Annotated in this window: 25 protein-coding genes; 12 read left to right on the forward strand and 13 right to left on the reverse strand. The window is 56.1% G+C overall.

Going from position 1 to position 24,553, the window contains the following annotated elements; all coding sequences use genetic code 11:
- Positions 1–3 precede the first annotated feature (3 nt).
- The 3 genes from AC2FLJ_RS17565 (at position 4) to msrA (ending at position 2,430) form a co-directional block, all read left to right on the forward strand.
- On the forward strand, positions 4–1,230 hold the full coding sequence (locus AC2FLJ_RS17565; protein ID WP_472722508.1) for an argininosuccinate synthase: 1,227 nt from the start codon (positions 4–6) through the stop codon (positions 1,228–1,230).
- 148 nt (positions 1,231–1,378) lie between these two features.
- Positions 1,379–1,660: an SCP2 sterol-binding domain-containing protein gene (locus AC2FLJ_RS17570; protein WP_282170595.1), complete on the forward strand. Its 282-nt coding sequence runs from the start codon at positions 1,379–1,381 to the stop codon at positions 1,658–1,660.
- A 98-nt stretch (positions 1,661–1,758) separates the two neighbouring features.
- Positions 1,759–2,430 (forward strand): peptide-methionine (S)-S-oxide reductase MsrA, encoded by a 672-nt coding sequence (gene msrA, locus AC2FLJ_RS17575; protein ID WP_058279255.1) that lies wholly within the window; start codon positions 1,759–1,761, stop codon positions 2,428–2,430.
- On the opposite strand, the gene AC2FLJ_RS17580 is transcribed toward msrA, so the two are convergent.
- Complete coding sequence (locus tag AC2FLJ_RS17580; RefSeq protein WP_496697574.1) at positions 2,427–3,299, reverse strand: ribokinase; 873 nt, start codon at positions 3,297–3,299, stop codon at positions 2,427–2,429. The genes msrA and AC2FLJ_RS17580 overlap by 4 nt on opposite strands.
- A 3-nt stretch (positions 3,300–3,302) precedes the next feature.
- Entirely contained in the window at positions 3,303–5,558 is a 2,256-nt protein-coding gene (locus tag AC2FLJ_RS17585; protein ID WP_282153636.1) for an NADP-dependent malic enzyme, read from the reverse strand.
- A gap of 161 nt (positions 5,559–5,719) precedes the next feature.
- On the opposite strand from AC2FLJ_RS17585, the gene mutS reads away from it, so the two are divergent.
- On the forward strand, positions 5,720–8,335 hold the full coding sequence (gene mutS, locus AC2FLJ_RS17590) for a DNA mismatch repair protein MutS (RefSeq protein WP_496706997.1): 2,616 nt from the start codon (positions 5,720–5,722) through the stop codon (positions 8,333–8,335).
- Between the two features lie 58 nt (positions 8,336–8,393).
- On the opposite strand, the gene AC2FLJ_RS17595 is transcribed toward mutS, so the two are convergent.
- Complete coding sequence (locus AC2FLJ_RS17595; RefSeq protein ID WP_058275130.1) at positions 8,394–8,957, reverse strand: nucleotide exchange factor GrpE; 564 nt, start codon at positions 8,955–8,957, stop codon at positions 8,394–8,396.
- 10 nt (positions 8,958–8,967) lie between these two features.
- Complete coding sequence (gene hrcA / locus AC2FLJ_RS17600; RefSeq protein WP_496697577.1) at positions 8,968–10,032, reverse strand: heat-inducible transcriptional repressor HrcA; 1,065 nt, start codon at positions 10,030–10,032, stop codon at positions 8,968–8,970.
- A gap of 112 nt (positions 10,033–10,144) precedes the next feature.
- Here hrcA and rph point away from each other — a divergent pair, with 112 nt between their 5' ends.
- Genes rph through AC2FLJ_RS17620 form a run of 4 tightly spaced genes read left to right on the forward strand, consistent with a single transcriptional unit; the run spans position 10,145 to position 12,970 of the window.
- Positions 10,145–10,858 carry a ribonuclease PH gene (gene rph, locus AC2FLJ_RS17605; RefSeq protein ID WP_058279370.1) on the forward strand — a complete coding sequence of 238 codons (714 nt, stop codon included), beginning with the start codon at positions 10,145–10,147 and terminating at the stop codon, positions 10,856–10,858.
- Positions 10,855–11,469, forward strand: a complete 615-nt coding sequence (gene rdgB, locus AC2FLJ_RS17610; protein ID WP_496697580.1) for an RdgB/HAM1 family non-canonical purine NTP pyrophosphatase — start codon at positions 10,855–10,857, stop codon at positions 11,467–11,469. The genes rph and rdgB overlap by 4 nt, the downstream gene beginning before the upstream one ends.
- Positions 11,462–12,613, forward strand: a complete 1,152-nt coding sequence (gene hemW, locus AC2FLJ_RS17615) for a radical SAM family heme chaperone HemW (RefSeq protein WP_496706969.1) — start codon at positions 11,462–11,464, stop codon at positions 12,611–12,613. The genes rdgB and hemW overlap by 8 nt, the downstream gene beginning before the upstream one ends.
- Before the next feature lie 3 nt (positions 12,614–12,616).
- On the forward strand, positions 12,617–12,970 hold the full coding sequence (locus AC2FLJ_RS17620) for a YbaN family protein (protein ID WP_496697584.1): 354 nt from the start codon (positions 12,617–12,619) through the stop codon (positions 12,968–12,970).
- On the opposite strand, the gene AC2FLJ_RS17625 is transcribed toward AC2FLJ_RS17620, so the two are convergent.
- The 7 genes from AC2FLJ_RS17625 to AC2FLJ_RS17655 all read right to left on the reverse strand — a co-directional run bounded on the left by AC2FLJ_RS17625 (position 12,960) and on the right by AC2FLJ_RS17655 (position 20,325).
- Complete coding sequence (locus AC2FLJ_RS17625; protein ID WP_058275136.1) at positions 12,960–13,856, reverse strand: ParB/RepB/Spo0J family partition protein; 897 nt, start codon at positions 13,854–13,856, stop codon at positions 12,960–12,962. The two genes, AC2FLJ_RS17620 and AC2FLJ_RS17625, sit on opposite strands and share 11 nt — an antisense overlap.
- Before the next feature lie 20 nt (positions 13,857–13,876).
- Positions 13,877–14,680 (reverse strand): ParA family protein, encoded by an 804-nt coding sequence (locus AC2FLJ_RS17630; RefSeq protein ID WP_058279264.1) that lies wholly within the window; start codon positions 14,678–14,680, stop codon positions 13,877–13,879.
- The gene (rsmG, locus tag AC2FLJ_RS17635; RefSeq protein WP_496697587.1) at positions 14,673–15,287 is read right to left on the reverse strand and encodes a 16S rRNA (guanine(527)-N(7))-methyltransferase RsmG; all 615 of its coding nucleotides are present in this window, start codon (positions 15,285–15,287) and stop codon (positions 14,673–14,675) included. The genes AC2FLJ_RS17630 and rsmG overlap by 8 nt, the downstream gene beginning before the upstream one ends.
- Positions 15,284–17,152, reverse strand: a complete 1,869-nt coding sequence (gene mnmG / locus AC2FLJ_RS17640; RefSeq protein ID WP_496706970.1) for a tRNA uridine-5-carboxymethylaminomethyl(34) synthesis enzyme MnmG — start codon at positions 17,150–17,152, stop codon at positions 15,284–15,286. The genes rsmG and mnmG overlap by 4 nt, the downstream gene beginning before the upstream one ends.
- Before the next feature lie 12 nt (positions 17,153–17,164).
- Positions 17,165–18,451, reverse strand: coding sequence for a tRNA uridine-5-carboxymethylaminomethyl(34) synthesis GTPase MnmE (gene mnmE / locus AC2FLJ_RS17645; protein WP_496697591.1), 1,287 nt, complete (start codon positions 18,449–18,451; stop codon positions 17,165–17,167).
- Positions 18,452–18,481: 30 nt separating this feature from the next.
- Complete coding sequence (gene rho, locus AC2FLJ_RS17650) at positions 18,482–19,753, reverse strand: transcription termination factor Rho (protein WP_058275260.1); 1,272 nt, start codon at positions 19,751–19,753, stop codon at positions 18,482–18,484.
- A 122-nt stretch (positions 19,754–19,875) separates the two neighbouring features.
- The gene (locus tag AC2FLJ_RS17655) at positions 19,876–20,325 is read right to left on the reverse strand and encodes a CopD family protein (protein ID WP_282170586.1); all 450 of its coding nucleotides are present in this window, start codon (positions 20,323–20,325) and stop codon (positions 19,876–19,878) included.
- 403 nt (positions 20,326–20,728) lie between these two features.
- Here AC2FLJ_RS17655 and AC2FLJ_RS17660 point away from each other — a divergent pair, with 403 nt between their 5' ends.
- The 4 genes from AC2FLJ_RS17660 to dnaQ are packed head-to-tail and all read left to right on the forward strand — an operon-like array spanning position 20,729 to position 23,463.
- Complete coding sequence (locus AC2FLJ_RS17660) at positions 20,729–21,328, forward strand: Maf family protein (protein WP_496697593.1); 600 nt, start codon at positions 20,729–20,731, stop codon at positions 21,326–21,328.
- The gene (locus tag AC2FLJ_RS17665) at positions 21,325–22,158 is read left to right on the forward strand and encodes a shikimate dehydrogenase (RefSeq protein WP_496697595.1); all 834 of its coding nucleotides are present in this window, start codon (positions 21,325–21,327) and stop codon (positions 22,156–22,158) included. Before AC2FLJ_RS17660 ends, AC2FLJ_RS17665 begins: the two co-directional genes overlap by 4 nt.
- Positions 22,155–22,748 (forward strand): dephospho-CoA kinase, encoded by a 594-nt coding sequence (gene coaE / locus AC2FLJ_RS17670; RefSeq protein WP_496697597.1) that lies wholly within the window; start codon positions 22,155–22,157, stop codon positions 22,746–22,748. Before AC2FLJ_RS17665 ends, coaE begins: the two co-directional genes overlap by 4 nt.
- Positions 22,741–23,463, forward strand: a complete 723-nt coding sequence (gene dnaQ, locus AC2FLJ_RS17675) for a DNA polymerase III subunit epsilon (RefSeq protein WP_108860514.1) — start codon at positions 22,741–22,743, stop codon at positions 23,461–23,463. Before coaE ends, dnaQ begins: the two co-directional genes overlap by 8 nt.
- A 27-nt stretch (positions 23,464–23,490) precedes the next feature.
- Here dnaQ and secB read toward each other — a convergent pair whose 3' ends face one another.
- Positions 23,491–23,988 carry a protein-export chaperone SecB gene (secB, locus tag AC2FLJ_RS17680; protein ID WP_058275145.1) on the reverse strand — a complete coding sequence of 166 codons (498 nt, stop codon included), beginning with the start codon at positions 23,986–23,988 and terminating at the stop codon, positions 23,491–23,493.
- A 54-nt stretch (positions 23,989–24,042) separates the two neighbouring features.
- A complete protein-coding gene (locus tag AC2FLJ_RS17685) occupies positions 24,043–24,543 on the reverse strand; it encodes an FxsA family protein (protein ID WP_108860513.1) in 501 nt (166 codons plus the stop codon).
- Positions 24,544–24,553 lie beyond the last annotated feature (10 nt).

A 24,553-nucleotide genomic window follows, 5' to 3' on the forward strand; every position in this document is an offset into this window, starting at 1 on the left:
CAGATGTCCGCGCCCAAGAAAGTTGTTCTGGCCTATTCCGGTGGCCTTGATACTTCGATCATCCTGAAATGGCTGCAGACCGAGTATGGTTGTGAGGTCGTAACCTTCACTGCCGATCTGGGTCAGGGTGAGGAACTTGAGCCAGCGCGCCAAAAGGCCGAGATGCTGGGAATCAAGCCCGAGAATATCTTTATTGAGGATGTCCGCGAGGAATTCGTCCGCGATTTTGTCTTCCCCATGTTCCGCGCCAATGCGCAGTATGAGGGCCTGTATCTGCTGGGCACCTCGATCGCGCGCCCGCTGATTTCGAAACGTCTGGTTGAGATTGCCGAAGCAACCGGTGCCGACGCGGTTGCCCACGGCGCAACCGGCAAGGGCAATGATCAGGTGCGGTTCGAACTCGCGGCTTACGCGCTGAACCCCGACATCAAGGTGATCGCGCCCTGGCGCGAATGGGACCTGACCAGCCGGACCAAGCTGTTGGAATTTGCCGAAGCGAACCAGATCCCGATCGCCAAGGACAAACGCGGCGAGGCACCCTTCTCGGTTGATGCCAACCTGCTGCACACCTCGTCCGAGGGTAAGGTTCTGGAAGACCCTGCCGATATGGCGCCCGACTATGTCTATCAGCGCACGGTTCACCCCGAGGATGCGCCGAACGAGCCTGAATTCATCGAGATTGGTTTCGAAAAAGGCGACGCGGTCAGCATCAATGGCGAAGCGATGAGCCCCGCAACCATTCTGACCAAGCTGAACGAATATGGCGGCAAACACGGCATTGGCCGTCTGGATCTGGTCGAGGGTCGCTTTGTTGGCATGAAATCGCGCGGCATCTATGAAACACCTGGCGGCACCGTCCTGCTGGAAGCGCACCGTGGTATCGAGTCGATCACCATGGACCGTGGCGCGATGCACCTGAAAGACCAGTTGATGCCGCAATATGCGGAAGCAATCTATAACGGCTTCTGGTACTCACCCGAACGCGAAATGCTGCAAGCTGCGATCGACAAGTCGCAGGAACACGTCACCGGCACCGTCCGCGTGAAACTGTACAAAGGTCTGGCATCGACCGTTGGCCGCTGGTCGGATCACTCGCTGTATTCAGAGGAACACGTGACCTTTGAAGACGATGCCGGGGCATATGATCAGAAAGACGCAGCCGGATTTATCCAGTTGAACGCCCTGCGGCTGAAATTGCTGGCCGCGCGCGAAAAGCGTCTGTCCAAGTAAGTCACGCCATTGTTGGATGACGAACCCGGTGTCCAAGAGGGCGCCGGGTTTTTCTTTGTCTTCGCTGACCAGTCAGTTCCAGTAGCGTCACCCTTGCCTGTTTCGTCCCTTTTTCTTTACGCAAGGGTCAACAGGGAAAGGGTAGACCATGCTTCAGGACATCGCTGACGGGATTCAAAAAGGTCTGAAAGACAAGACGTTTGACGGCTCTCTCAAGTTCGATTGCGGTGATGACGGGGTGATCGTGCTGATCGACAATCAAGCGACGACGCAAGATCAGGATGCAGACTGCACAATACGAATTTCACAGGAAAACCTGACCAAACTGCTGACCGGCAAGCTGAACCCAATGACCGGCGTGGCATTGGGCAAGCTCAAGATCTCGGGCAATATGGGTGTGGCGATGAAACTGGGACAGTTGCTGGGGTAAGCGCCGATAAACTCGTCTCACCAGCGCGTGACAAACCATGTCAGCGGATTGCAACGGCAGAAAAGTAGGGGCAGCCTGATCTCAGAAGGAGATCTGCCATGACCCGGACCACATACCTCTGTTTCGTTAAACCGTCGCTTCTGTTTGTCCTGATCACACTGGCCGCGATGCTGCGTGCCCTGCCCGCGCCAGCTGCCGGCACTGAAACCCTGACCGTCGCCGGAGGGTGTTTTTGGTGTGTTGAATCCGATTTTGAATCGGTTCCCGGCGTGATTGGCGCCGTATCCGGCTTTACCGGCGGTAAGACAGCCAATCCGACTTATGACCAAGTGACGAAAGGTGGCACCGGACATTACGAGGCTGTTCAGATCACCTTCGACTCTTCGCGGGTTTCCCGTGAAACCCTGCTGAGCATGTTCTTCCGTTCCGTTGATCCAACCGATGCAGGCGGCCAGTTCTGTGATCGCGGCAACAGCTATCGCACTGCTGTTTTTGTCTCTAACACAGGCGAAAAAGCGTTGGCGCAGAAAGCCAAAGCCAATGCGCAGCAAGCGCTGGGTCAAACCGTAGTCACGCCCATCTTAAACGCGGGCACCTTTTACCCGGCCGAAGCTTACCATCAGGATTACTACAAGGGCGACAAGCTGGTGCTCACCCGCTTTGGACCGAAACGCCAGAAAAACGCATACAAAGCCTACCGCAAAGCCTGCGGTCGGGATGCGCGCGTCAAACAGCTCTGGGGTAGCAACGCACCTTTCGCCGGGTCCTAACCGAACCGGGCTTCCAGCACCTCTTTGAGGTCGGGAATAACATCCGCCGTGCCGTGCCGCGTGACCATCAGGGCCGCGGCACGATTTGCTTGTGCAATCGCCTGCGGCATCGGCAACCCGCGGTCCATTCCGGCCAGAACGTATCCGGTAAAGGTATCCCCTGCGCCGGTCGTGTCCACGGCTTTTACTTTGTGTGCCGAAATCTCAAGTGCCTCACCATCCTTGGGCAGGTAGCGCGCACCCTTAGACCCCAACGTGACCAGTACATGCTTAACGGGCAATTCAGCGACGGATTGGCCCGTACTTTCGCGCAGCTGTTCTGCCTCGACCTCATTCAGGATCAGGAAGTCCAGATAAGGCAGCACCGCCTGTACGGCATCAGCCTGAAACGGCGCTGCGGCATAGCAGACGGTCAGTCCCAGATCACGGCCCATGCGGGCGGCCTCGACCTGGGCGTTGGTCTCGTTCTGCATGACCAGCAGATCACCGGGAACAGCCTGCGATAAGGCCTGTCCCAGCTGATCCTGTTCGATGGCGTGGTTCGCGCCGGGATACAGAATGATCTGGTTCTCACCCTGCTCGTCCACCGCAATGATCGCGTGTCCTGTAGGCACGTCGACCTCGGTAATGAACCGGGTGTCGACGCCATATTCGGTCATGCGATCCAGGGCCCAGCGCCCGTCCGGCCCAATGCCACCGATATGCGCCACACGCGATCCGGCACGCGCCGCTGCAACGGACATGTTGGCCCCTTTGCCACCCAGAAACCGCTCCAGGTTCGAAGCGGCCAGGGTTTCACCGGCAGTGGGTAGATGCGGCAGGGCATAGACCATGTCCGCATTGATCGAGCCTAGGTTCCAGATCGTCACGGTTTATCCAATATCGCAAGAGGCCAGAATGGCCATGTTCAAAATGTCATTTGCTGTCGAGCCAGTCGAACAGATCTGAATCGGCTTATCGACACCGGTCAGGATCGGGCCAATGACGTTCGCGCCACCCATCTCTTGCATCAGCTTGGTCGAGATCGAGGCCGAATGCCGTGCGGGTACAATCAAGATATTGGCTGGGCCCGTCAGACGCGAGAAGGGATAAGCCTCTTGCTGTTCCACGTTCAGCGCCACATCCACGGTCATCTCGCCATCATATTCAAAATCGACGCCGCGCTTATCCAGAATCTCGGGCGCTACGTGCATTTTCTCAGCCCGCTCAGATACCGGATAGCCGAAGGTGGAAAAGCTGACAAAGGCAACGCGTGGGTCCAGCCCCAAATGCCGCGCGACCGAGGCCGAGCGTTCGGCGATATTGGCCAGATCATGCTCATCCGGCCATTCATGGACCAGCGTGTCACCAATCAAAACGATCTTACCCTTGTGCAACAGCGCCGTCACACCAACGGCCCCATGTTCGGCATCAGCGTCAAACACATGATTGATGCGTTCCAGCACATGTGCCGATTTCCGCGTTGCACCGGTAACCATGCCGTCGGCGTGACCATGCGCCAACATCAGGCAAGAGAACACATGGCGATCCCGCGCGGCCAGACGATGGATATCCTTGCGATCAAAGCCACTGCGCTGCAGACGCTTGTAAAGAAAATCCTTATAGGCTTCGAGATGCGTGGTTGTGGAGGCGTTAATCACCTCCAGCTCGCGCACCGCGTCCTCCAGGCCGGCGGCTTCCAGCTTTTCCTTCACATCGTCTGGACGACCAACAACCAGCGCCTTGCCAAAGCCCGATCGCTGATACATCACCGCCGCGCGCAAGACGCGTGGATCGTCGCCTTCGGCAAAGATCATCCGGCTTTGCGCTTGACGTGCACGGGCGTTCAGGCCGCGCAGGATGCTGGCGGTCGGGTCCATGCGGGATTTCAGGCTCAGCTCATAGGCGTCCATATCAATGATCGGGCGTCGGGCTGCTCCGGTGTCCATCCCGGCCCTTGCCACGGCGGGCGGAATACGGTGGATCAGGCGTGGGTCGAACGGCGTCGGGATAATGTAATCCCGGCCAAAGGTCAGAGATTTGCCATAGGCCATGGCGACCTCATCCGGCACATCCTCGCGCGCCAGATTAGCCAGTGCATGGGCGCAAGCGATCTTCATCTCGTCATTGATAGCGCGGGCATGAATGTCCAGCGCGCCCCGGAACAAGTAAGGAAAGCCCAGAACGTTGTTCACCTGGTTCGGATAATCGCTGCGCCCGGTGGCGACGATGGCATCAACACGAACCTCATGCGCCTCTTCTGGCGTAATCTCCGGGTCCGGGTTTGCCATGGCGAAAATCACCGGATTGTCCGCCATGCTGGCAACCATATCCTGCGTCACCGCGCCTTTGACCGACACACCAAGGAATACGTCCGCGCCCCTCATCGCCTCTTCCAATGTGCGCAACTCGGTGGTGATCGCGTGGGCGGATTTCCACTGGTTCATGCCCTCGGTTCGGCCTTGGTAGATCACGCCCTTGGTGTCGCAGACGATGCAGTTTTCGTGTTTTGCGCCCATCGACTTGAGCAGCTCGATACAGGCGATACCCGCCGCACCCGCGCCGTTCAGCACGATTTTCACGTCTTCGATCTTTTTGCCCGAGATACGCAGCGCGTTCAGCAGACCCGCCGCACAGATCACCGCCGTGCCGTGTTGGTCGTCGTGGAAGACGGGGATGTCCATCTCTTCCTTCAGGCGCTGTTCGATGATGAAACACTCGGGCGCCTTGATGTCTTCCAGGTTGATACCGCCAAAGGTCGGTCCCATCAGACGCACAGCGCGGCAGAATTCATCCGGGTCTTCGGTATCCAGCTCGATATCGATCGAGTTCACATCAGCGAACCGTTTGAACAGGACTGATTTGCCCTCCATCACCGGTTTCGAACCCAGCGCACCCAGATTTCCAAGGCCCAGAACCGCCGTGCCGTTCGAGATCACCGCAACCAGATTGCCCTTGTTGGTGTAGTCGTAAGCAGTCTCTGGGTTTTCGGCGATAGCTTCACATGGAACAGCGACACCGGGGCTATAAGCCAGCGACAGATCGCGCTGCGTCGTCATGGGAACGGTGGCCTGAACCTCCCACTTGCCGGGTGTCGGGTCGAGGTGAAAGGCCAGCGCCTCTTCTTTGGTGATCTTCGCTTTGGGCATGTGATGGGTCGTTTCTTTACATCTGCGGGACTTTTGCCTCATAGCGCAGGCAGGCGCGCGCCTCAACGAGAATACTTTTCACCTTTCGTCGAGATGGGTGGATTTGTAAGGTCGCGACCGGAATACGCCAAAAGGGGTCAGCCTTGTCCACAGTCACGCCGATGATGGCGCAATATCTCGAAATCAAAGAAGCGCATGCCGATGCCTTGCTGTTTTACCGCATGGGCGACTTTTACGAGATGTTCTTTCAGGACGCCGTCAACGCCGCCGAAGCGCTGGACATCGCCTTGACCAAACGCGGAAAGCATAACGACACCGACATTCCGATGTGCGGCGTACCGGTCCATGCGGCCGAGGGGTATCTGCTGACCCTGATCCGGAAAGGGTTTCGCGTGGCCGTCTGCGAACAGATGGAAAGCCCGGCTGAAGCGAAGAAAAGAGGCTCTAAATCGGTCGTAAAGCGCGATGTTGTGCGTCTGGTTACGCCTGGCACGTTGACCGAAGATGCCCTGCTTGAGGCTCGCCGCCACAACTTCTTGGCCGCCTATGCCGAGGTTCGCGATGAGGCCGCGCTGGCTTGGGCCGATATCTCAACTGGCGCGTTTCACGTTATGCCTTTGACCTCAGTGCGCCTCAGTCCCGAACTGGCCCGGCTGGCACCATCCGAGTTGATCGTGGCCGATGGTGTGCAGGACAAACTGAACGAACCCGTTATGGATCTGGGTATCTCGTTGACCCCAATCGGGCGTGCCAGCTTCGACAGCACTGCGGCGGAAAAGCGCATATGCGGGCTGTTTCACGTGGGCGCACTGGACGCGTTCGGCAGTTTTGGCCGCGCCGAAATCTCGGCCATGGGTGCGCTGATCGACTATCTGGAAATCACGCAAAAAGGCAAACTGCCGCTTCTGCAAACCCCATTGAAAGAATCCGAGGACCGCGTCGTTCAGATCGACGCCGCCACACGGCGCAATCTGGAACTGACCCGATCCCTGTCCGGTGGCCGCGCTGGTTCGCTGCTATCTGTGATGGATCGCACCGTCACACCGGGTGGCGCACGACTGTTGGACCAACGGCTTTCGAGCCCATCCCGCAATCTGGACGTCATCCATGGGCGGCTGGATGCGGTAACTTTTGCGGCCGAAGACAGCCTGATCACATCAGATCTGCGCGAGGCTTTGCGCAAAACCCCGGATCTGGACCGGGCGCTGTCCCGCCTGTCACTGGATCGGGGTGGCCCGCGGGATCTGACCGCCATTCGCAACGGCCTGACACAGGCCGCCGCAATCGCTGAACTCTGCGCGGGTCAAGACCTGCCGGTTGTCCTAGCCACCGCCCTGCAAAATCTGGTCGGATTTGACGACCTGCTGAACCGGCTTGACGAAGCGCTAGTGGCCGAACCCCCATTGCTGGCCCGGGACGGCGGGTTCATCTCCCCGGGTTATGATGCCGAACTGGACGAAGCCCGCACCCTACGCGACGAAGGTCGTTCCGTCATTGCCGGGTTTCAGCAGAAATATGCGGAACACACCGGCATCACGTCACTGAAGATCAAGCATAACAATGTGCTGGGCTATTTCATCGAAACAACGGCTACCCATGCCGAGAAAATGCTGAACCCACCATTTTCTGAGACCTATATCCACCGTCAAACAACCGCCAACCAGGTCCGGTTCACGACCGTGGAGCTGTCCGAGATCGAGACCCGCATTCTAAACGCCGGAAACTTGGCGCTTGAGATCGAAAAGCGGCTCTATGCAACGCTTTCTGGCGAAATCCTGGATAAGGCCGCACGTCTCAACCAAGCAGCGCGCGGTTTGGCTGAACTGGATCTGACCACTGCTCTGGCCGATCTGGCGCGTGGTGAAAACTGGTGTCGCCCGCAGGTTGATGCCTCACGCGCGTTCGATGTTCAGGGCGGAAGACACCCGGTGGTCGAACAGGCATTGCGCCGGCAAAACGGTGACGCCTTCATTGCTAATGACTGCGATCTCAGTGCTGATAAAGGCGCGGCGATCTGGATGCTGACCGGCCCCAATATGGCCGGTAAGTCGACCTTCCTACGCCAGAATGCCCTGATTGCCTTGCTTGCCCAGATGGGCAGTTACGTGCCTGCGGAACAGGCGCATGTCGGGCTAGTCAGCCAACTGTTCAGCCGCGTCGGAGCGTCGGATGATTTGGCCCGCGGACGCTCGACCTTTATGGTCGAAATGGTCGAAACCGCCGCCATCCTCAATCAGGCTGATGACCGCGCTCTCGTTATTCTTGATGAAATAGGTCGCGGCACGGCCACCTATGATGGCCTGTCCATCGCCTGGGCCACGCTGGAACATCTGCACGCCTCCAACAAATGCCGCGCCCTGTTCGCAACCCACTACCATGAACTCACCGCACTTGCCGGCAAACTGGAAGGCGTGGAAAACGCCACCGTTGCTGTCAAAGAATGGGAAGGCGAGGTGATCTTCCTGCACGAAGTCCACAAAGGCGCGGCTGACAGGTCCTATGGTGTCCAGGTCGCCCAATTGGCAGGACTGCCAGCTTCAGTCGTTGAACGTGCTCGTATCGTGCTGGACCAACTTGAAAAAACCGAACGTGAAGGGGGGAAGCAAAAGACCCTGATCGACGATCTGCCTTTGTTTTCAGCCGCCCCGCCACCGCCGCTACCAGCGCCCAAAGCTTCTCCGGTAACCGGCATGCTGGACGATATTCTGCCGGATGAGCTTACCCCGCGCGAAGCGCTAGACCTGATCTACAAACTGAAAGAGGCGGCCAAAACCTGACCGCCCCTTCATCTTTTATAAAATACTCTCGCCGAAGGCTTGGCTTCAACGAGACCAATCAACTTGCCGGTGTTGATGACACCCCAACCTGCGCCGGTCGCAGCAGACGGTCGTGCAGCATAAAGCCTTCTGCAGACACCTGAATAATGTCACCCGCACGGGTACCCGGCACCGGGGCCTCGAACATCGCTTCGTGCACATTGGGATCAAACCGGTCGCCAACTTCGGGCGTGATCACTTCCATTCCATGCTTCTGGAACACGTCCTTCAGCGCGCGCATTGTCAGTTCCACGCCTTCCAGAAGGGGTCCTGCCACTTCTTTCTGCTCATCGGTCGCGGCTTCAAGCGCTCGTTTCATGTTGTCGTAAACTGGCAGCATGTCGCGGGCCAGTTTCGATCCGCCATATTGCTCCGCATCGCGGCGCGCTCTGTCGCCACGCTTGCGCGCGTTCTCCGCATCTGCCAGCGCGCGCATGAACTTGTCCTTGAAATCGTCACGCTCAGCACGCAGCGCATCAAGTTCCAGCGCTTCTTCACTGATCTCAGCAAATTCCTCGGCCAGCTCTTCCGCCTCGGCGGCTGCAATATCGTCCAGAAATTCTTCGTTCTTGGGCTCTGCCATCTCTTACCCTCTAGCTCCGGTCGGAAATCAGTTTGCCGACCAGTTGCGCCGTATAATCCACGATCGGCACGATCCGCCCATAATTCAGACGAGTGGGTCCGATGACCCCAACCGCACCAATTATCTTTCGATCAGCGTTCATATATGGAGACACCACCAAAGAGGAACCCGAAAGTGAGAAAAGTTTGTTCTCAGAGCCGATAAAAATGCGCACACCCTCACCTTCTTCGGCCAATTCGAGGAATTCAGCGATGTCCTGCTTACGCTCCAGGTCATCAAACAACGTTCGGATTCGGTCCAATTCCTCGGCTTCGCCTGGCTCCCCCAGCAGATTCGCCCGTCCACGCACGATCAAACGGGCCGAGTCTGTCCCGTCCCCATCCCAGGCCGCCATGCCGCTTTCGACCATCTCGCGCGCTAAAACATCAATTTCTTGCCTGCGCGCGGTAATCTGGGTCTGCATCTGACGCAGCACTTCGCTGAGCGTTCGTCCTTCGATCAGAGAATTCAGAAAGTTCGCCGCCTCGCGCATCGAACTGGGCGTCTGACCCGGCGGAGGCGTAAATAGCCGGTTTTCCACATGCCCGTCCGCAAAAACCAGAACCACCAAAGCGCGGTCATGGGCCAGCGAGACGAACTCAATATGCTTGATCTCGGACTCTTGCTTGGGGGTAAGAACCAGCGATGCGCCATGTGTCACGTGTGACAAGGCCGAACCAACTCGGTCCAGCATCCCGCCCACATCACCCGCGTTAGAGCCTAGTGTTTCATCTAACTTCTGCCGATCGTCTACACCAAGATCACCCACTTCCAGCAACCCATCGACGAACATCCGCAGACCCATCTGCGTGGGCACCCGGCCTGCACTGACATGCGGGCTGTCGAGAAGACCCAAAAATTCGAGATCCTGCATCACATTGCGTACGGTGGCGGCGCTGACCTTTTCCGACAATGTGCGGGTCAGCGAGCGGCTTCCGACCGGTTCGCCGCTGTCCAGATAGCTCTCGACGATCAACCGGAACACCTCGCGTGACCGGTCATTCATTTCGTCCAGAACTCTACTTGCTTTGCTCATCGGCAATCCTCTGCTGGATCGGCATTAAATCGCAGACATCTGAAAGGTCAATCGGGGTTGCATCCTAAGGCACGGGGACGTTATCCCCAACCCAGCAAACAAAGGATTTTCCATGCGACCCTCAGGACGAGATTTAAGCGAAATGCGCGCCGTTTCAATCGAAACGGGGTTTACCAAACATGCCGAAGGTTCCTGCCTGATCAAAATAGGCGATACCCATGTCCTGTGCACCGCCACGATTGAGGATCGCGTGCCACCGTTCATCAAAGGCTCGGGCCTGGGATGGGTTACTGCCGAATACGGTATGTTGCCCCGCGCAACAAACACCCGCATGCGGCGCGAGGCGGCCAGTGGCAAGCAAGGCGGCCGTACCGTAGAAATTCAACGCCTGATCGGTCGTTCGCTACGCGCAGGCGTGGATCGGGTTGCGTTAGGTGAGCGTCAGATCACCGTGGACTGCGATGTTATCCAGGCTGATGGCGGGACCCGCTGCGCCTCGATCACAGGTGGTTGGGTGGCGCTGCGTCTGGCCGTGAACAAACTGATGAAAACCGGTGACGTCATTTCCGACCCGCTGGTCGATCCCGTCGCCGCTGTATCCTGCGGCATCTACGCGGGCCAGCCTGTCCTGGATCTGGACTATCCCGAAGACAGCGAAGCCGGCGTTGACGGTAACTTCATCATGACCGGATCAGGCAAACTGATCGAAGTGCAGATGAGCGCCGAGGGCTCTGTTTTCAGCCGTGATCAAATGAACCAGCTGATGGATCTGGCAGAAAAAGGCGTGGGTGAGCTGGTTGCGGCCCAAAAGGCAGCCACCGCATGACCCGCAAGTTCGACGGCGACAGGCTGCTGGTGGCCACGCACAACAAAGGCAAGCTTGAGGAGATGACCCATCTCCTTGAGGCCTTCGGCGTGAAGGTTGTTGGCGCGGCAGAGATGAACCTGCCGGAACCGGAAGAAACCGAAGATACGTTCGTCGGTAACGCCCGGATCAAGGCCCATGCGGCGGCACAAGCTACCGGCCTGCCTGCCCTGTCGGACGATTCCGGGATCACCATTGACGCGCTGGACGGTGCGCCCGGTGTCTATACCGCCGATTGGGCAGAAACCGGCAATGGCCGCGATTTCCTGATGGCGATGACCCGCGCACATGATGAGCTCGAGGCCGCACAGGCGCCTCATCCACGCACAGCACAGTTTCGCTGCACGCTGGTTCTGGCCTGGCCCGATGGTCATGACGAAGTGTTTGAGGGCGTCATGCCCGGTCAGCTTGTCTGGCCCATCCGTGGGGAAAACGGCTTCGGTTATGACCCGATGTTCCAACCGGACGGGCACGATGTGACCTGTGCGGAAATGATTCCGGCGGAAAAACACAAAATCAGCCATCGCGGACGCGCCGTAAACGCCTTTGTTCAAGGCTGTTTCGGTGGATGACTGGCGGCATGGAGGCTTCGGCCTCTATGTACACTGGCCTTTTTGCGAGGCTAAGTGCCCCTATTGCGATTTCAACAGCCATGTTTCGAAAAATATTGATCAAAAACAATGGCTTAAGTCGTATTTGACTGAACTGCGTCGCTCGGCATCTGAAACCCCTGACCGGGTTTTGAACACAATCTTCTTTGGTGGCGGCACGCCGTCTCTTATGGCACCAGAAACGGTGGCAGCCATTATCGACGAGGCGCGCAAGCTTTGGCGCCCTGCGAACGACATGGAAGTCACGCTTGAGGCCAACCCCGGATCGGTCGAGGCAGGCCGGTTTGCCGCCTATCGCGATGCGGGCGTGAACCGCGTTTCCATGGGTGTTCAGGCCCTGAATGACGAAGATCTGCGCCGGTTGGGTCGTATCCACACGGTCGCCGAGGCCCGCGCCGCCTTTGACATCGCCCGCAACTGCTTTGACCGTGTCAGCTTTGACATGATTTACGCGCGTCAGCATCAAACCCCTGAGGCTTGGAAAGCGGAACTGACCGAAGCGCTGTCGATGGCCATCGATCACCTCTCGCTCTATCAATTGACGATCGAGGAAGGCACCGCCTTTGGGGACCGGTATGCAGTTGGCAAGCTGCGTGGACTGCCCGAGGATGACCACGCAGCCGACATGTATCTGGCCACACAAGAGATCTGCGAAGCCCACGGCCTGCCCGCCTATGAGGTTTCCAACCATGCCCGTCCGGGGGCAGAATCCCGGCACAACTTGATCTATTGGCGTTACGGAGACTACGTCGGTATCGGCCCCGGCGCGCACGGGCGTATTACGCTGGACGGCCAGAAGATAGCGACAGAGACCTATCTGTCACCCAACGCCTGGCTCAGTGCTGTTGAAAAAGGAAACGGCGAGAAAGAAAGATCATTGCTATCTACGCAGAATCAGGCAAGTGAATACCTTATGATGGGTATGAGAATTGCTGAAGGACTAGATGTTGATCGTTTCAATGCACTTTCCGATCTCTCACTGCCAGAAAACAAACTAAGAGACCTGGAAGAACTGGGTATGATACACCGATCAAACGGCCGATTGATCGCCACCAAAGATGGTCGCGCAGTCCTGAATGCGGTCATTCGAGAGTTATTGGGATAAACGATGCAGTACCTCTGGGCCGCAATGGGATTGATCTGCGTCGGGTTGGCTGTTGTCGGCATTGTGTTGCCGTTGCTGCCGACGGTCCCGTTTCTTTTGCTGGCCGCGTTCTTTTTTGCCCGATCTTCCTCCCGACTGCACACTTGGCTGGTCAGTCATGGAACCTTCGGGCCGATGATCTTGGATTGGCAACGCTCGGGCGCCATTCGTCCGGCCGCAAAAAAGGCGGCCACCCTGTCGGTTGCCGCCGTTTTTGGATTGTCTGTCGTTCTTGCGCTTCCAAGCCACGTCCTGATCATTCAAGCAGTCGTCCTCAGCTGCGTTATGATTTTTATCTGGACCCGCCCTAACGGCTGAGCTTGGCGCACAGATCGTCCAATTGATCGAGGTTTTCGTAGGTCAGCACGACCTGACCCGTTTCTGATCCCGCTTTGTGGTTGATGGCCACTTTCATCGCCAGAATGGCCGAAAGATCCTTCTCCAACGCGCGCGTATCCGCATCCTTGCCAGCATTCAGATTTCTGGACCGCGGCGCCGCCTGAGGAGCATCCCCCTGCTGTTGTTTTTTCACCAGCGCTTCAGTCGCACGCACGCTCAGCCCGTCCTTGACGACGATCTTCGCCAGCTCAGAGGGGTCTTCAGCTGTGATCAGCGCCCGGGCATGACCGGCAGACAGTTTTCCTTCAACAACAAGCTTCTGAACATCCATAGGCAACGACAGCAAACGTAAAAGGTTCGCAATATGACTGCGGCTTTTACCCAACGCTTCGGCCAGTTTTTCCTGTGTATGGCCAAAACGGTCCATCAACTGCTTGTAACCCGCGGCCTCTTCAACAGCGTTCAGGTCTGCGCGTTGAATATTCTCGATAATGGCGACTTCCAGAACTTCGGTGTCGTCAAAATCCCGCACGATAACCGGGATATCATGCAGCTGCGCCATCTGAGCCGCACGCCAGCGGCGTTCGCCCGCCACGATTTCATAGTCGCCGCCGCGAACCTCACGCACGATCAGCGGCTGAATGATGCCCTTTTCCTTGACCGAGGCCGCAAGTTCATCCAATCGCTCTTGCTGAAAGGTTCTGCGTGGCTGGTTCGGGTTCGCTCGCAGTTTTTCAATCGGAACTTTCATATCCGGACGGCGCGGGTCGGTGGGCATAAGCCCCCCGGTATCCTGCGTCACATCCGCCATCAAAGCGGAAAGTCCCCGGCCCAAACCTCTGGGTTTTGTTTTTTTGGCGGCCACGGTGCCCTCCTCACTGTCGCTTAGGCGGCGACTTTCTTGTTCTTGTGCATGACTTCCCGGGCCAGGTGCCGGTAAGCCATCGCCCCCAGTGATCCCGAGTCGTATTGCAAAACGGGCAACGCGTAAGACGGCGCCTCGCTGACCCGCACATTTCTGGGTATCTTGGTTTTAAATACCATCTCACCCAGATTGTCACGCGCGTCTTTTTCGACCTGGCGGGACAAGTTGTTGCGGTTGTCATACATGGTCAACACAACACCTTCGATTCTAAGGTCCGGATTCGCGGTTTGGCGCACCTCTCGGATGGTCAGCATCAATTGCGACAATCCTTCCAATGCAAAGAACTCACTCTGCAACGGAACCAGGACAGAATGTGCAGCAACCATAGCGTTGACGGTCAGAAGGTTTAGTGAAGGCGGGCAGTCGATTAGCACAAAATCCAGGTCAAACTTGTCGATTGCGGTTTGACGCAGTGCGTCATGCAACAGATAGCTGCGTTTTTCATTGGATATCAGCTCAATATCCGCCGAGCTTAGATCAACCGTCGCCGGGACAACAAACAACCCCTCGATTTCGGTTTCCTGAACGACCGCCTCCAAAGGCGCGTCATCAAGTATCAGGTCATACGTCGTCCAATCCCGATCTTCGACCCCCAACCCGGTAGACGCGTTGCCCTGAGGATCAAGATCGACAACCAGCACTTTGCATCCAGCCTCAGCCAGGCCGGCCGCAAGGTTGATCGCTGTTGTGGTTTTCCCAACCCCGCCCTTCTGATTGGCTACCGCAATAATCCGGGGCCCTGAGGGACGAGACAAATCAACCACGTGATACTCCTTTGATTTTAAGGATAACGGCCTGAGGCTCAGTTAAACTTGTAATCGGGTCAACGTCGAAATTCCATTCTTCCTGCGCCTCTTCCAGCTCTTTTTTCCACCTTTCGCCTTTCGGCAACAGCGCCAGACCCTTTTTGCTCAAATGTCTGTCGCAAAAGGACAATAGCGTAGGAAGATCAGCAAGAGCCCGCGCAGAAAGGACATCTGCGTTCAACGGTTCAACCACTTCGATTCGCTTGGAGATAATGGCGCATTTTGCGCCGCACTCACGTGCAACGTTGCGCAGAAAGGCAGACTTTCGTTGGTCACTTTCAATAAAGGTGAAATTGGCATCTGGTGCGTCTTCAATGGCCATTATGGCACAAACCATCCCGGGGAATCCGCCTCCACTACCCAAATCTACCCAGTTTTTGAATAGACCTGCGCATCTATAAACTTGTACGGAATCCTTAATGTGTCGAACCCAGATGTCATCCAAGCTTTTCCGTGAAACAAGATTGATTTTTGGGTTCCACTGCTTCACAAGCTCCACATACGTTGTGAGGCGCTCGAATGTTTCACGTGAAACATCCAAATCATCAATAGTGGTCCCATTCATACCTTGCGGACCTTCTGATCGCGTCGCAGCTTAGCCAATAACAACGTCAGTGCCGCAGGGGTAACTCCTTCGACACGCCCCGCCTGTGCAATGTTCTCCGGCTTTGCATTTGAAAGCTTTTGCTTCATTTCAGAAGATAGCCCTTCCATCGAAAAATAGTCGAAACCCCGTGGAATCTCATATGATTCATCGCGTTTCATTGCCTCAACATCTTTTTGTTGCCGGGCAATGTAGTTTGCGTACAAAGCGTCCCGCTCTACTTGCAGACGGATCTCCTCCTCAACACTCTCAATCTCGGGCATCAGAGGAACAAGATCACCAAAGTGAACATCCGGGAACGCCAGAATAGCCATCCCGTCCCTGCGATTTCCATCTTGATTGACATTGATACCAGCTGCTCGAACTTCTTTTGGAGTAAAGGTTTTTTCTGTCAGTTGGGACTTTGCGGCGGACAGCCTCTCGATTTTATTGGTAAACACTCTCTTCCGATCACCGCCAACACAGCCGATATCCAACCCAATTGGCGTAAGGCGCTGGTCTGCGTTATCCGCACGTAGTGATAAACGGAATTCTGCGCGTGACGTGAACATGCGATAAGGTTCCACAACACCGCGTGTTGTCAGGTCGTCGATCATCACGCCAATATAGCTGTCAGCACGCGTAAAATGCAGTGGCTCCCGGCCAAGCACCTTTAGCGCAGCATTCAACCCCGCAACTAAGCCTTGCGCAGCTGCCTCCTCATATCCTGTGGTTCCGTTTATTTGCCCTGCTAGATATAGTCCTTCGACATCTGGTAGCGCGAGAGTCGATGTCAAAACACGCGGATCCACATAGTCATACTCAATCGCATAACCAGGCTGCAGGATCTCTGCCGCCTCAAGACCTTTGATTGAACGCACATACTCAAGCTGCACGTCCTGAGGTAAAGAGGTCGAAATCCCGTTCGGATAGATCGTGTGATCATCGACACCTTCGGGCTCCAAGAAAATCTGATGTGATTCCTTATCAGCAAAACGTACGATCTTATCCTCGATGGATGGGCAATACCTGGGGCCCACCCCATCAATATGTCCGCCATACATCGCCGATCGAGACAAGTTTTTTTCAATGATTTCGTGCGTCCGCGCGTTTGTATGCGTGATTCCGCAGGAAATCTGTGGGGCAATCACCTTTGTTGACAAGAATGAAAACAAGGTTGGGTCATCATCCCCGTCTTGCTGTTCCAGATCACTCCAATCAATCGTCCGACCATCCAGCCTCGGCGGAGTTCCTGTTTTCAAACGCCCCAGGGGTAGCTCGAAACTGTCGAGCCGTTCTGCCAATTTGACTGACGGGCGATCACCCATACGACCGCCGGGCCGGGATACATCACCAATATGAATGACACCGCGCAAGAAGGTTCCGGACGTCAGGATAACCGTTTTACTCTTGATTTCAGAACCGTCGGCCAGTTTCACACCTGAAACTTGGTTCCCGTCCATCAGGAAATCGACAACTTCCCCGGTAACGACGAAAAGATCTGTCTGTTTTTCCGTCTCTTTCTGCATGGCCGCGCGGTACAGCGCACGATCTGCCTGTGTTCTGGGACCTTGAACGGCTGGTCCTTTGCGTCGATTAAGCAAGCGGAATTGAATGCCGGCCTGATCGGCAACACGTCCCATGACACCATCCAGGGCATCAATTTCACGGACCAAATGGCCTTTACCCAGCCCACCAATTGCCGGGTTACAAGACATGACGCCTATATCTGATGCGGACAATGTGACTAGTGCTGTCTTGACACCCATACGCGCTGCCGCATGAGCTGCTTCTGTACCCGCATGGCCTGCGCCAATTACAATCACGTCGAAATCTGAATGTTTCACGTGAAACACTCCTTACTTACCCAAGCAGAAACTCGAGAAGATCTCATCCAAAAGGTCTTCTACACCGATTCTGCCAACCAAGGTTTCTAGGGCACGGATCGCCGTGCGCAATTCTTCTGCTGCGATATCATACAAGTCAGGACCCGATTCCAGAACCGCCATAGCAGAACTCAGGGATTCCCGCGATTTGATCAAGGCAACCCGGTGCCTTTCCCGCGTCGCAATACCACTGCTTGTGGTTCGGGTACTAAGTACATCCGAAATCTGGGAAATAAGCTGATCAATACCCTGCCCGGTTTTTCCGGATATTCCACCTTCGGATGGATCTCGAAGATCAGATTTCGGCAAAACCTGTATATCGCCATTCATCATCTGAACACCCAGGTCCTTCGGGTCATCTGTCAGGAACACACGCAAATCAGCTGAATCGGCGCGCTTTCTTGCCAGTTCGATTCCCAAGCTTTCGACGTGATCCTCAGTTTCCCGCAATCCTGCGGTGTCCAGCAATGTGACCGGAAGTCCTGCAAGATCCATTCGAACCTCGATTACATCGCGAGTAGTTCCGGCATATTCCGAAGTAATCGCCGCCTCTCGCCCTGCCAGAGCATTTAGCAAGGTTGATTTTCCGGCATTCGGAAGACCAACAATCGCGACTTCAAACCCTGTTCGAATGCGCTCTGCAATCTGTACGCCATCTGCTTCACGTTGCAGATCAGCCATGACATCCGTCACAAGGGATTTTACCTCGGGTGTAACGTCTGTTGGAACATCCTCATCCGCGAAATCAATGACGGCTTCCAGCAAGGATGCAGCACGGATCAGATCGCGTCGCCACCGTTCCGCCAATACACCCAAATCACCAGCCAGAATAGTTTGCGCTTGTTTGCGTTGCGCCTCGGTTTCCGCATCAATCAGATCAGCAAGACCTTCGACCTGTGTCAGGTCCATCTTGCCGTTTTCCAGCGCGCGTCGGGTGAACTCACCAGGCTCCGCCAACCGCAGCCCGTCCATATCGGAAAGGCACCGCATCACTGCGTTAACCGAAGCGGTGCTACCATGGATCTGCAGTTCAGCCACGTCTTCGCCGGTAAAACTGGCCGGGGCTTGAAAGGTCAGAACCAGCCCGTCATCCAACCGTGCGCCATCCGCAGCATATAACGACCGGACCCGCATACCACGAGACGGCAGCGGGCGTCCGGTTAAGCTGGCAGCTGCGAAATGCGCGTGTGGTCCCGAGAGGCGGATGACCGCCACCCCGGCTTTGCCTTGCGCGCTGGCCAAGGCGAATATCGTTTCCATTCGAAGGCCTCGCGTCGTTTAAGACCTATGTCAGGTGTTCATCGAATCGAAGAACTCACCGTTCGTCTTGGTCTGTTTCAACTTGGACAACAGGAACTCGACTGCGTCGGTTGTGCCCATAGGGTTGAGGATACGACGCAAGACGAATGTCTTGGCCAGATCACCCTTGTCGACCAGCAGATCCTCTTTCCGGGTGCCTGACTTGAGGATGTCGATGGCGGGGAACACGCGCTTATCTGCGATCTTGCGATCCAGAACGATTTCCGAGTTACCGGTGCCTTTGAATTCTTCGAAGATAACTTCGTCCATCCGACTGCCGGTGTCGATCAGCGCGGTGGCGATGATGGTCAGCGAACCACCCTCTTCGATATTCCGCGCGGCACCAAAGAACCGCTTGGGCCGTTGCAGAGCATTCGCGTCCACACCACCGGTCAGAACTTTACCCGACGATGGCACCACAGTGTTGAAGGCCCTACCAAGTCTTGTGATCGAGTCGAGAAGAATAACAACATCTCGTTTATGCTCGACCAAACGCTTGGCTTTTTCGATCACCATCTCAGACACAGCCACGTGGCGCGTTGCGGGTTCGTCGAAGGTTGAAGACACAACTTCACCCTTCACCGAACGCTGCATGTCGGTCACCTCTTCGGGGCGTTCGTCGATCAGCAGAACGATCAGATAGCACTCTGGGTGGTTCTGTTCGATCGAATGCGCGATGTTCTGCAGAATCACTGTTTTACCGGTCCGCGGCGGCGCCACAATCAGCGATCGCTGGCCTTTACCGATCGGGGCCACCAGATCGATCACACGCGCCGACTTGTCCTTGATGGTGGGATCCTCGATCTCCATCTTCAGGCGTTCATCGGGATAGAGCGGCGTCAGGTTGTCAAACGCGATCTTGTGTCTGGCTTTTTCCGGTTCTTCAAAGTTGATCTTGGTGACCTTGATAAGCGCAAAGTAACGCTCATTGTCATCAGGCGCTTTGATATCCCCTTCGACCGTATCACCGGTGCGCAAGGAATGCTGGCGGATCATGTCGGGTGAGACATAGATATCATCCGGACCTGGCAAATAGTTCGCCTCGGGCGAGCGCAGAAAGCCAAAGCCGTCTTGCAGCACTTCCAGCACGCCGTCGCCGCCAACGGTCCAGCCTTCATCCGCGCGTTCGCGCAGAATCTGGAACATCATTTCGCCTTTCCGCATGGTCGAGGCGTTTTCGATCTCCAGCTCTTCGGCCATCGCCAGAAGGTCTTTGGGGCTTTTGGCCTTCAGGTCGGCCAGATTCAGGGATTCAGTGGACATGATATATACCTTCGCCGCTGACATTGCGGCACGAAGTGGAATTTCAGTACGGAAGATACGCCGCCCGGACGGGCGTGTTGATCCCTACATAAGCGCGCGGGCCGTCGGAGTCAAACAGGCCTTCAGAACTTCACAACGACCGCCAGAACGATGATAACCATCAGAACGGTGGGAACCTCGTTCATCATGCGAAACTGCCGTCCAGTGAGCTTGTTTCGGCCTTCCAGGAAATCCCTACGTCTCGCCATCAACCAATGATGGAACCAGGTCATGCCAATTACGGCAGCACCCTTGATCCAGGGCCAGGACCAATCCCACCCGACAATGCCGGGCGTGAACACCATGATCAACCCGCAAAGCCAGGCTACATACATCGCGGGTCGCATGATCACACGCAGCAGCTTCTCTTCCATCTCAAAGAAGATGGTTTCTGCGCCTTCGACCTTTTGGGCTTTCTCAACGTGATAGACGTACAGTCTGGGCAAATAGAACAAACCTGCCATCCATGAGATCACAGCCATGATGTGCAATGACTTCACCCACGGGTAAATCGTGAAAAGAAGATCGGTCATTCTGGCTCCGAGCGTTGGTTGGAACCCTCCCTAATAAAAAAATAGGAAAAGAAAAAGGATGATGGTTTTGTAGGGTGAGTAAATTCCGTGGATTACTTTTTTACGCAAGTGTTTTCCCCAGGTGGATAGAATTGTGCCGCGAATGGGTGATTCTGTTGATTTCAATTTTTATGATTTAAATTCAGTGTCTTAGGCAAAAACCATTCAAATTTATCTGGGGATAACTCGTTGGGTAAGACAGGAAATCCCAGTTTTCCCGCGCAGCAAAGTTATCCTTGTCCCAAAAGGATGGTCTTCGAACGACTCAGGGAAGTTTCAGGCGAAATTCCCGGGGTTGCGTGTCAACCGGAAAACCATACAAACCATCCTAGAACGCTCAACGATTTGCTCAGGGGTTTTCCACATGTCTGTCCCCATCATCCTTGCCTCGGGGTCATCTATCCGTGCGCAGCTTTTGCGCAATGCGGGCGTGCCGTTCACGGTGGAAACCGCGCGCGTGGATGAGGATACTGCCAAACGCGCCCTGTTGGCCGAAGACGCTCCCCCTCGGGATATCGCAGACACTTTGGCCGAAATGAAGGCCCGCAAGGTTAGCGACAAGAACCCGGACGCGATGGTTCTGGGCTGTGATCAGGTGCTGGACTTCGATGGCCAGCTTTTGTCGAAACCAGAAACGCCCCAAGACGCGCTGGCGCAGTTGAAGGGAATGCGGGGCAAGCGACATATGCTGTTGTCTGCGGCCGTGATTTATCAGAACGGTGAACCGATCTGGCGCCATGTTGGTCAGGTACGTCTGCGCATGCGGATGAGTTCCGATGCCTATCTACGTGACTACATAGATCGCAACTGGGACAGCATTCGCCATGCGGTCGGGGCTTATAAGCTTGAGGAAGAAGGTGTGCGCCTTTTCGCGACCATTGACGGCGACTATTTTAATGTTTTGGGTATGCCCCTGTTGGAGTTGCTGAATTTTCTGGCTGTTAAAGGGGTGATTGATCAATGACGGATAACCAAATTCCTTTGGCCGGCGTAATTGGGCATCCGATTGGACATTCAAAATCCCCTAAACTGCATGGACATTGGCTAAAGACTTATGGGCTGCCCGGGCACTATGTCCCTATGGACGTCGCACCCGAGGATTTGGAGAGTGTTCTGCGGACCCTGCCCAAAGCCGGGTTTGTCGGCGTGAATGTAACCGTCCCCCATAAAGAAGCCGCCTTGCAGATTGCGGATCACGTGTCAGATCGGGCGGCAAAGATTGGTGCGGCGAATACACTTGTCTTTCAGCCTGATGGCTCGATCCATGCAGATAACACCGATGGCTATGGATTTATGGAAAACCTGCTTGCAGGGGCGCCCGACTGGAACCCACAGGACGGACCAGCCGTGGTTTTCGGCGCGGGCGGGGCTGCGCGCGCCGTTTTGCAGGCCCTGGTAGATGCCGGTGTGCCCGAAATTATACTGACCAACCGCACGCGTGCCCGGGCCGACCAATTGAAAGAAGAATTTGGACCGCCCATAACCGTGGTCGATTGGGTCAAGGCCGGCAATGTGATCGAGAATGCGGAGCTGGTGGTGAACACCACATCGCTGGGTATGCAGGGACAGCCCGAATTGCGTGTGCCGCTGGATGGGTTGCAGCCGGGCTCTGTGGTTACTGATCTTGTCTACGTCCCTCTGAAAACCAGGCTTCTGCAAGCGGCCGAAGAGGCCGGGTGCACAACCGTCGACGGTCTGGGCATGTTGTTGCACCAGGCGGTTCCAGGTTTTGAGCGTTGGTTTGGCAAACGGCCCGAGGCAACGGATGAGTTGCGCGCCACGGTGCTGGGATGAGCTTTGCTCTTGGCCTGACAGGCTCGATCGGAATGGGCAAAAGCACCACGGCGCAAATGTTCGTGGACGAAGGCTGTGCGCTGTGGGATGCGGATGCAGCTGTGCATCGACTGTATTCAGGGGGCGGCGCAGCGGTAGAGCCGATGCGTGATGCGTTTCCTGAGGCAATTGTTGATGGCGCGGTCAGTCGGGATGCCTTGAAACAAGCTATTTCCGCGGACCCGACGGCATTGAAAGTGATCGAAAGCATCGTGCACCCTTTGGTGGCCGCCGACCGGGCGGGTTTTCGGGATAGCGCCACGGCGGACATTCTGGTTTTCGACATACCCTTGTTGTTTGAAACAGGCGGCAATGCGACGATGGATGCGGTTGCTTGTGTTCAGATCCCGGCGGACGAGCAAAAGCGACGTGTGATGGAGCGCGGAACGATGACTGAGGCGCAGTTCGAACAGATCCGCGCCAAGCAGATGCCCAATGACGAAAAATGCGCGCGGTCGGACTTTGTGATCATGACGGACACACTGGACCACGCCCGCGCACAGGTGCAGGATGTGGTCAGGCAGATACGGGCGGGGATGGCTAATGCGTGAGATTGTACTCGATACCGAAACCACGGGGTTTGATCCCGAAAGCGGTGACCGGATCGTAGAAATCGGCGCAGTCGAACTGTGGAACCATATGGCCACGGGTGAGACCTATCACGTCTACATCAACCCCGAGCGTTCGATGCCCGAAGAGGCATTTGGTGTGCACGGTATCGGTCCCGACCTGCTGGACACTCCGCGCCCCCCGGAAAAGGGTGAGGTCACGCTGAAAGACAAGCCGGTTTTTGCCAAGGTGGGTCAGGGCTTCCTTGATTTCATTCAGGATTCCAAACTGGTAATCCACAACGCATCCTTCGACATGAAATTCCTGAATGCGGAACTCAGATGGATGGGGTTGCCCCAACTGCCGATGGATCAGGCATTGGACACGTTGGCAATTGCGCGTAAACGGTTTCCGGGCTCGCCCGCGTCATTGGATGCGTTGTGTCGGCGGTTCAACATCGACAATACGAACCGGGTGCTGCACGGCGCGCTGCTCGACTCGGAAATTCTGGCCGAGGTTTACCTGGAACTGATTGGCGGGCGACAGCCGGACTTTGGCCTGTCTACCAGCGCGGCATCTGCCGGTGGCGGAGGGGACGATTGGCGGCCAACAGCGCGCCCGACGCCGCTGGCGTCGAAAATCACCGCGGAAGAACGCGCGGCACATGAAACATTTGTGGAGAAGCTGGGCGAAAACGCCCTGTGGACCCGCGCCTGAGCCCCTGCCCGGCGCGGGTCGTACCGATTAGGCTTCGGTTTTTTCGGTTTCGGCCTGACGGCGCATCAGCTCGTTACGGTACAGCGCAACAAAGTCGATATTGTCCAGGTTGACCGGCGGGAAACCACCGTCACGGGTGATGTCGCTGACAATGCGGCGCAGGAACGGGAACAGCATGCGCGGGCACTCGATCATCAGGAACGGGTGCAACTGGTCTTCTGCCACGCCTTCGATGTGGAACAGGCCGCAATAATCCAGCTCGCACAGGAACAGAACGTCTTCCATGCCCTTAGCTTTCGAGGTCAGGTTCAGTTTGACGGCGACTTCGTACTGATGCTCGGTCGGGCGCTTTTTGGCGTCCAGGTTCACCTGAACGGCAATCTCGGGCTGAACGTCACCAGACACGCCTTTTTGCGCCATCACGTTTTCAAAAGACATATCGCGAATGAACTGTCCCAGAACGCGCATCTGGATCTGAGGAGCGGTCTGTGCCGCGGTGTTTTCTGCAGGGCTTTCGTCAGCCATGGATCTACTCCGAAAATGAAATTTGCCACTGCTTAGCAAGTTGGGCGCGGCACCTCAATGCTGGGGTGGACCTTCGACCCATTTGGATGGCTTTGAGGGGTTCTGACGCGGGCGAACTTCGGTAAAATCTCCGTCGATCACGTCATCCTGATCAAACTGGGTGGGACCAGTGCGGAACTGCGCGCCGGTGCCCATCTGGAAATGCGTGATGGTCGCCTTGGATTTCAGGTATTTGAATACGGCCACTCGAATACCCGGAACAAGCAGTGCAAAGCCAACGGCATCGGTGAAAAATCCCGGCGTCAGCAGCAAAACACCAGACAGCAAGATCATCGCGCCATGGGCCAAAGGCTCGGTCGGGTCATCCAGTTCAGAAAAGGATCGCTGCAAATTGACCAGTGCCATGCGACCTTGTGTCCTTACCATAAAGGTGCCGATAACGGCCGTCAGAACGACGATCGCCAGCGTAGGCCACAGGCCAATCAGGCCGCCGACCTGTATGAACAGGGCGATCTCGATGATCGGCACCAACAAAAATGCCAAGAACAGGTACATCTGCGTTATC

It is taken from the genome of Ruegeria sp. CDSA034 (assembly GCF_059612275.1).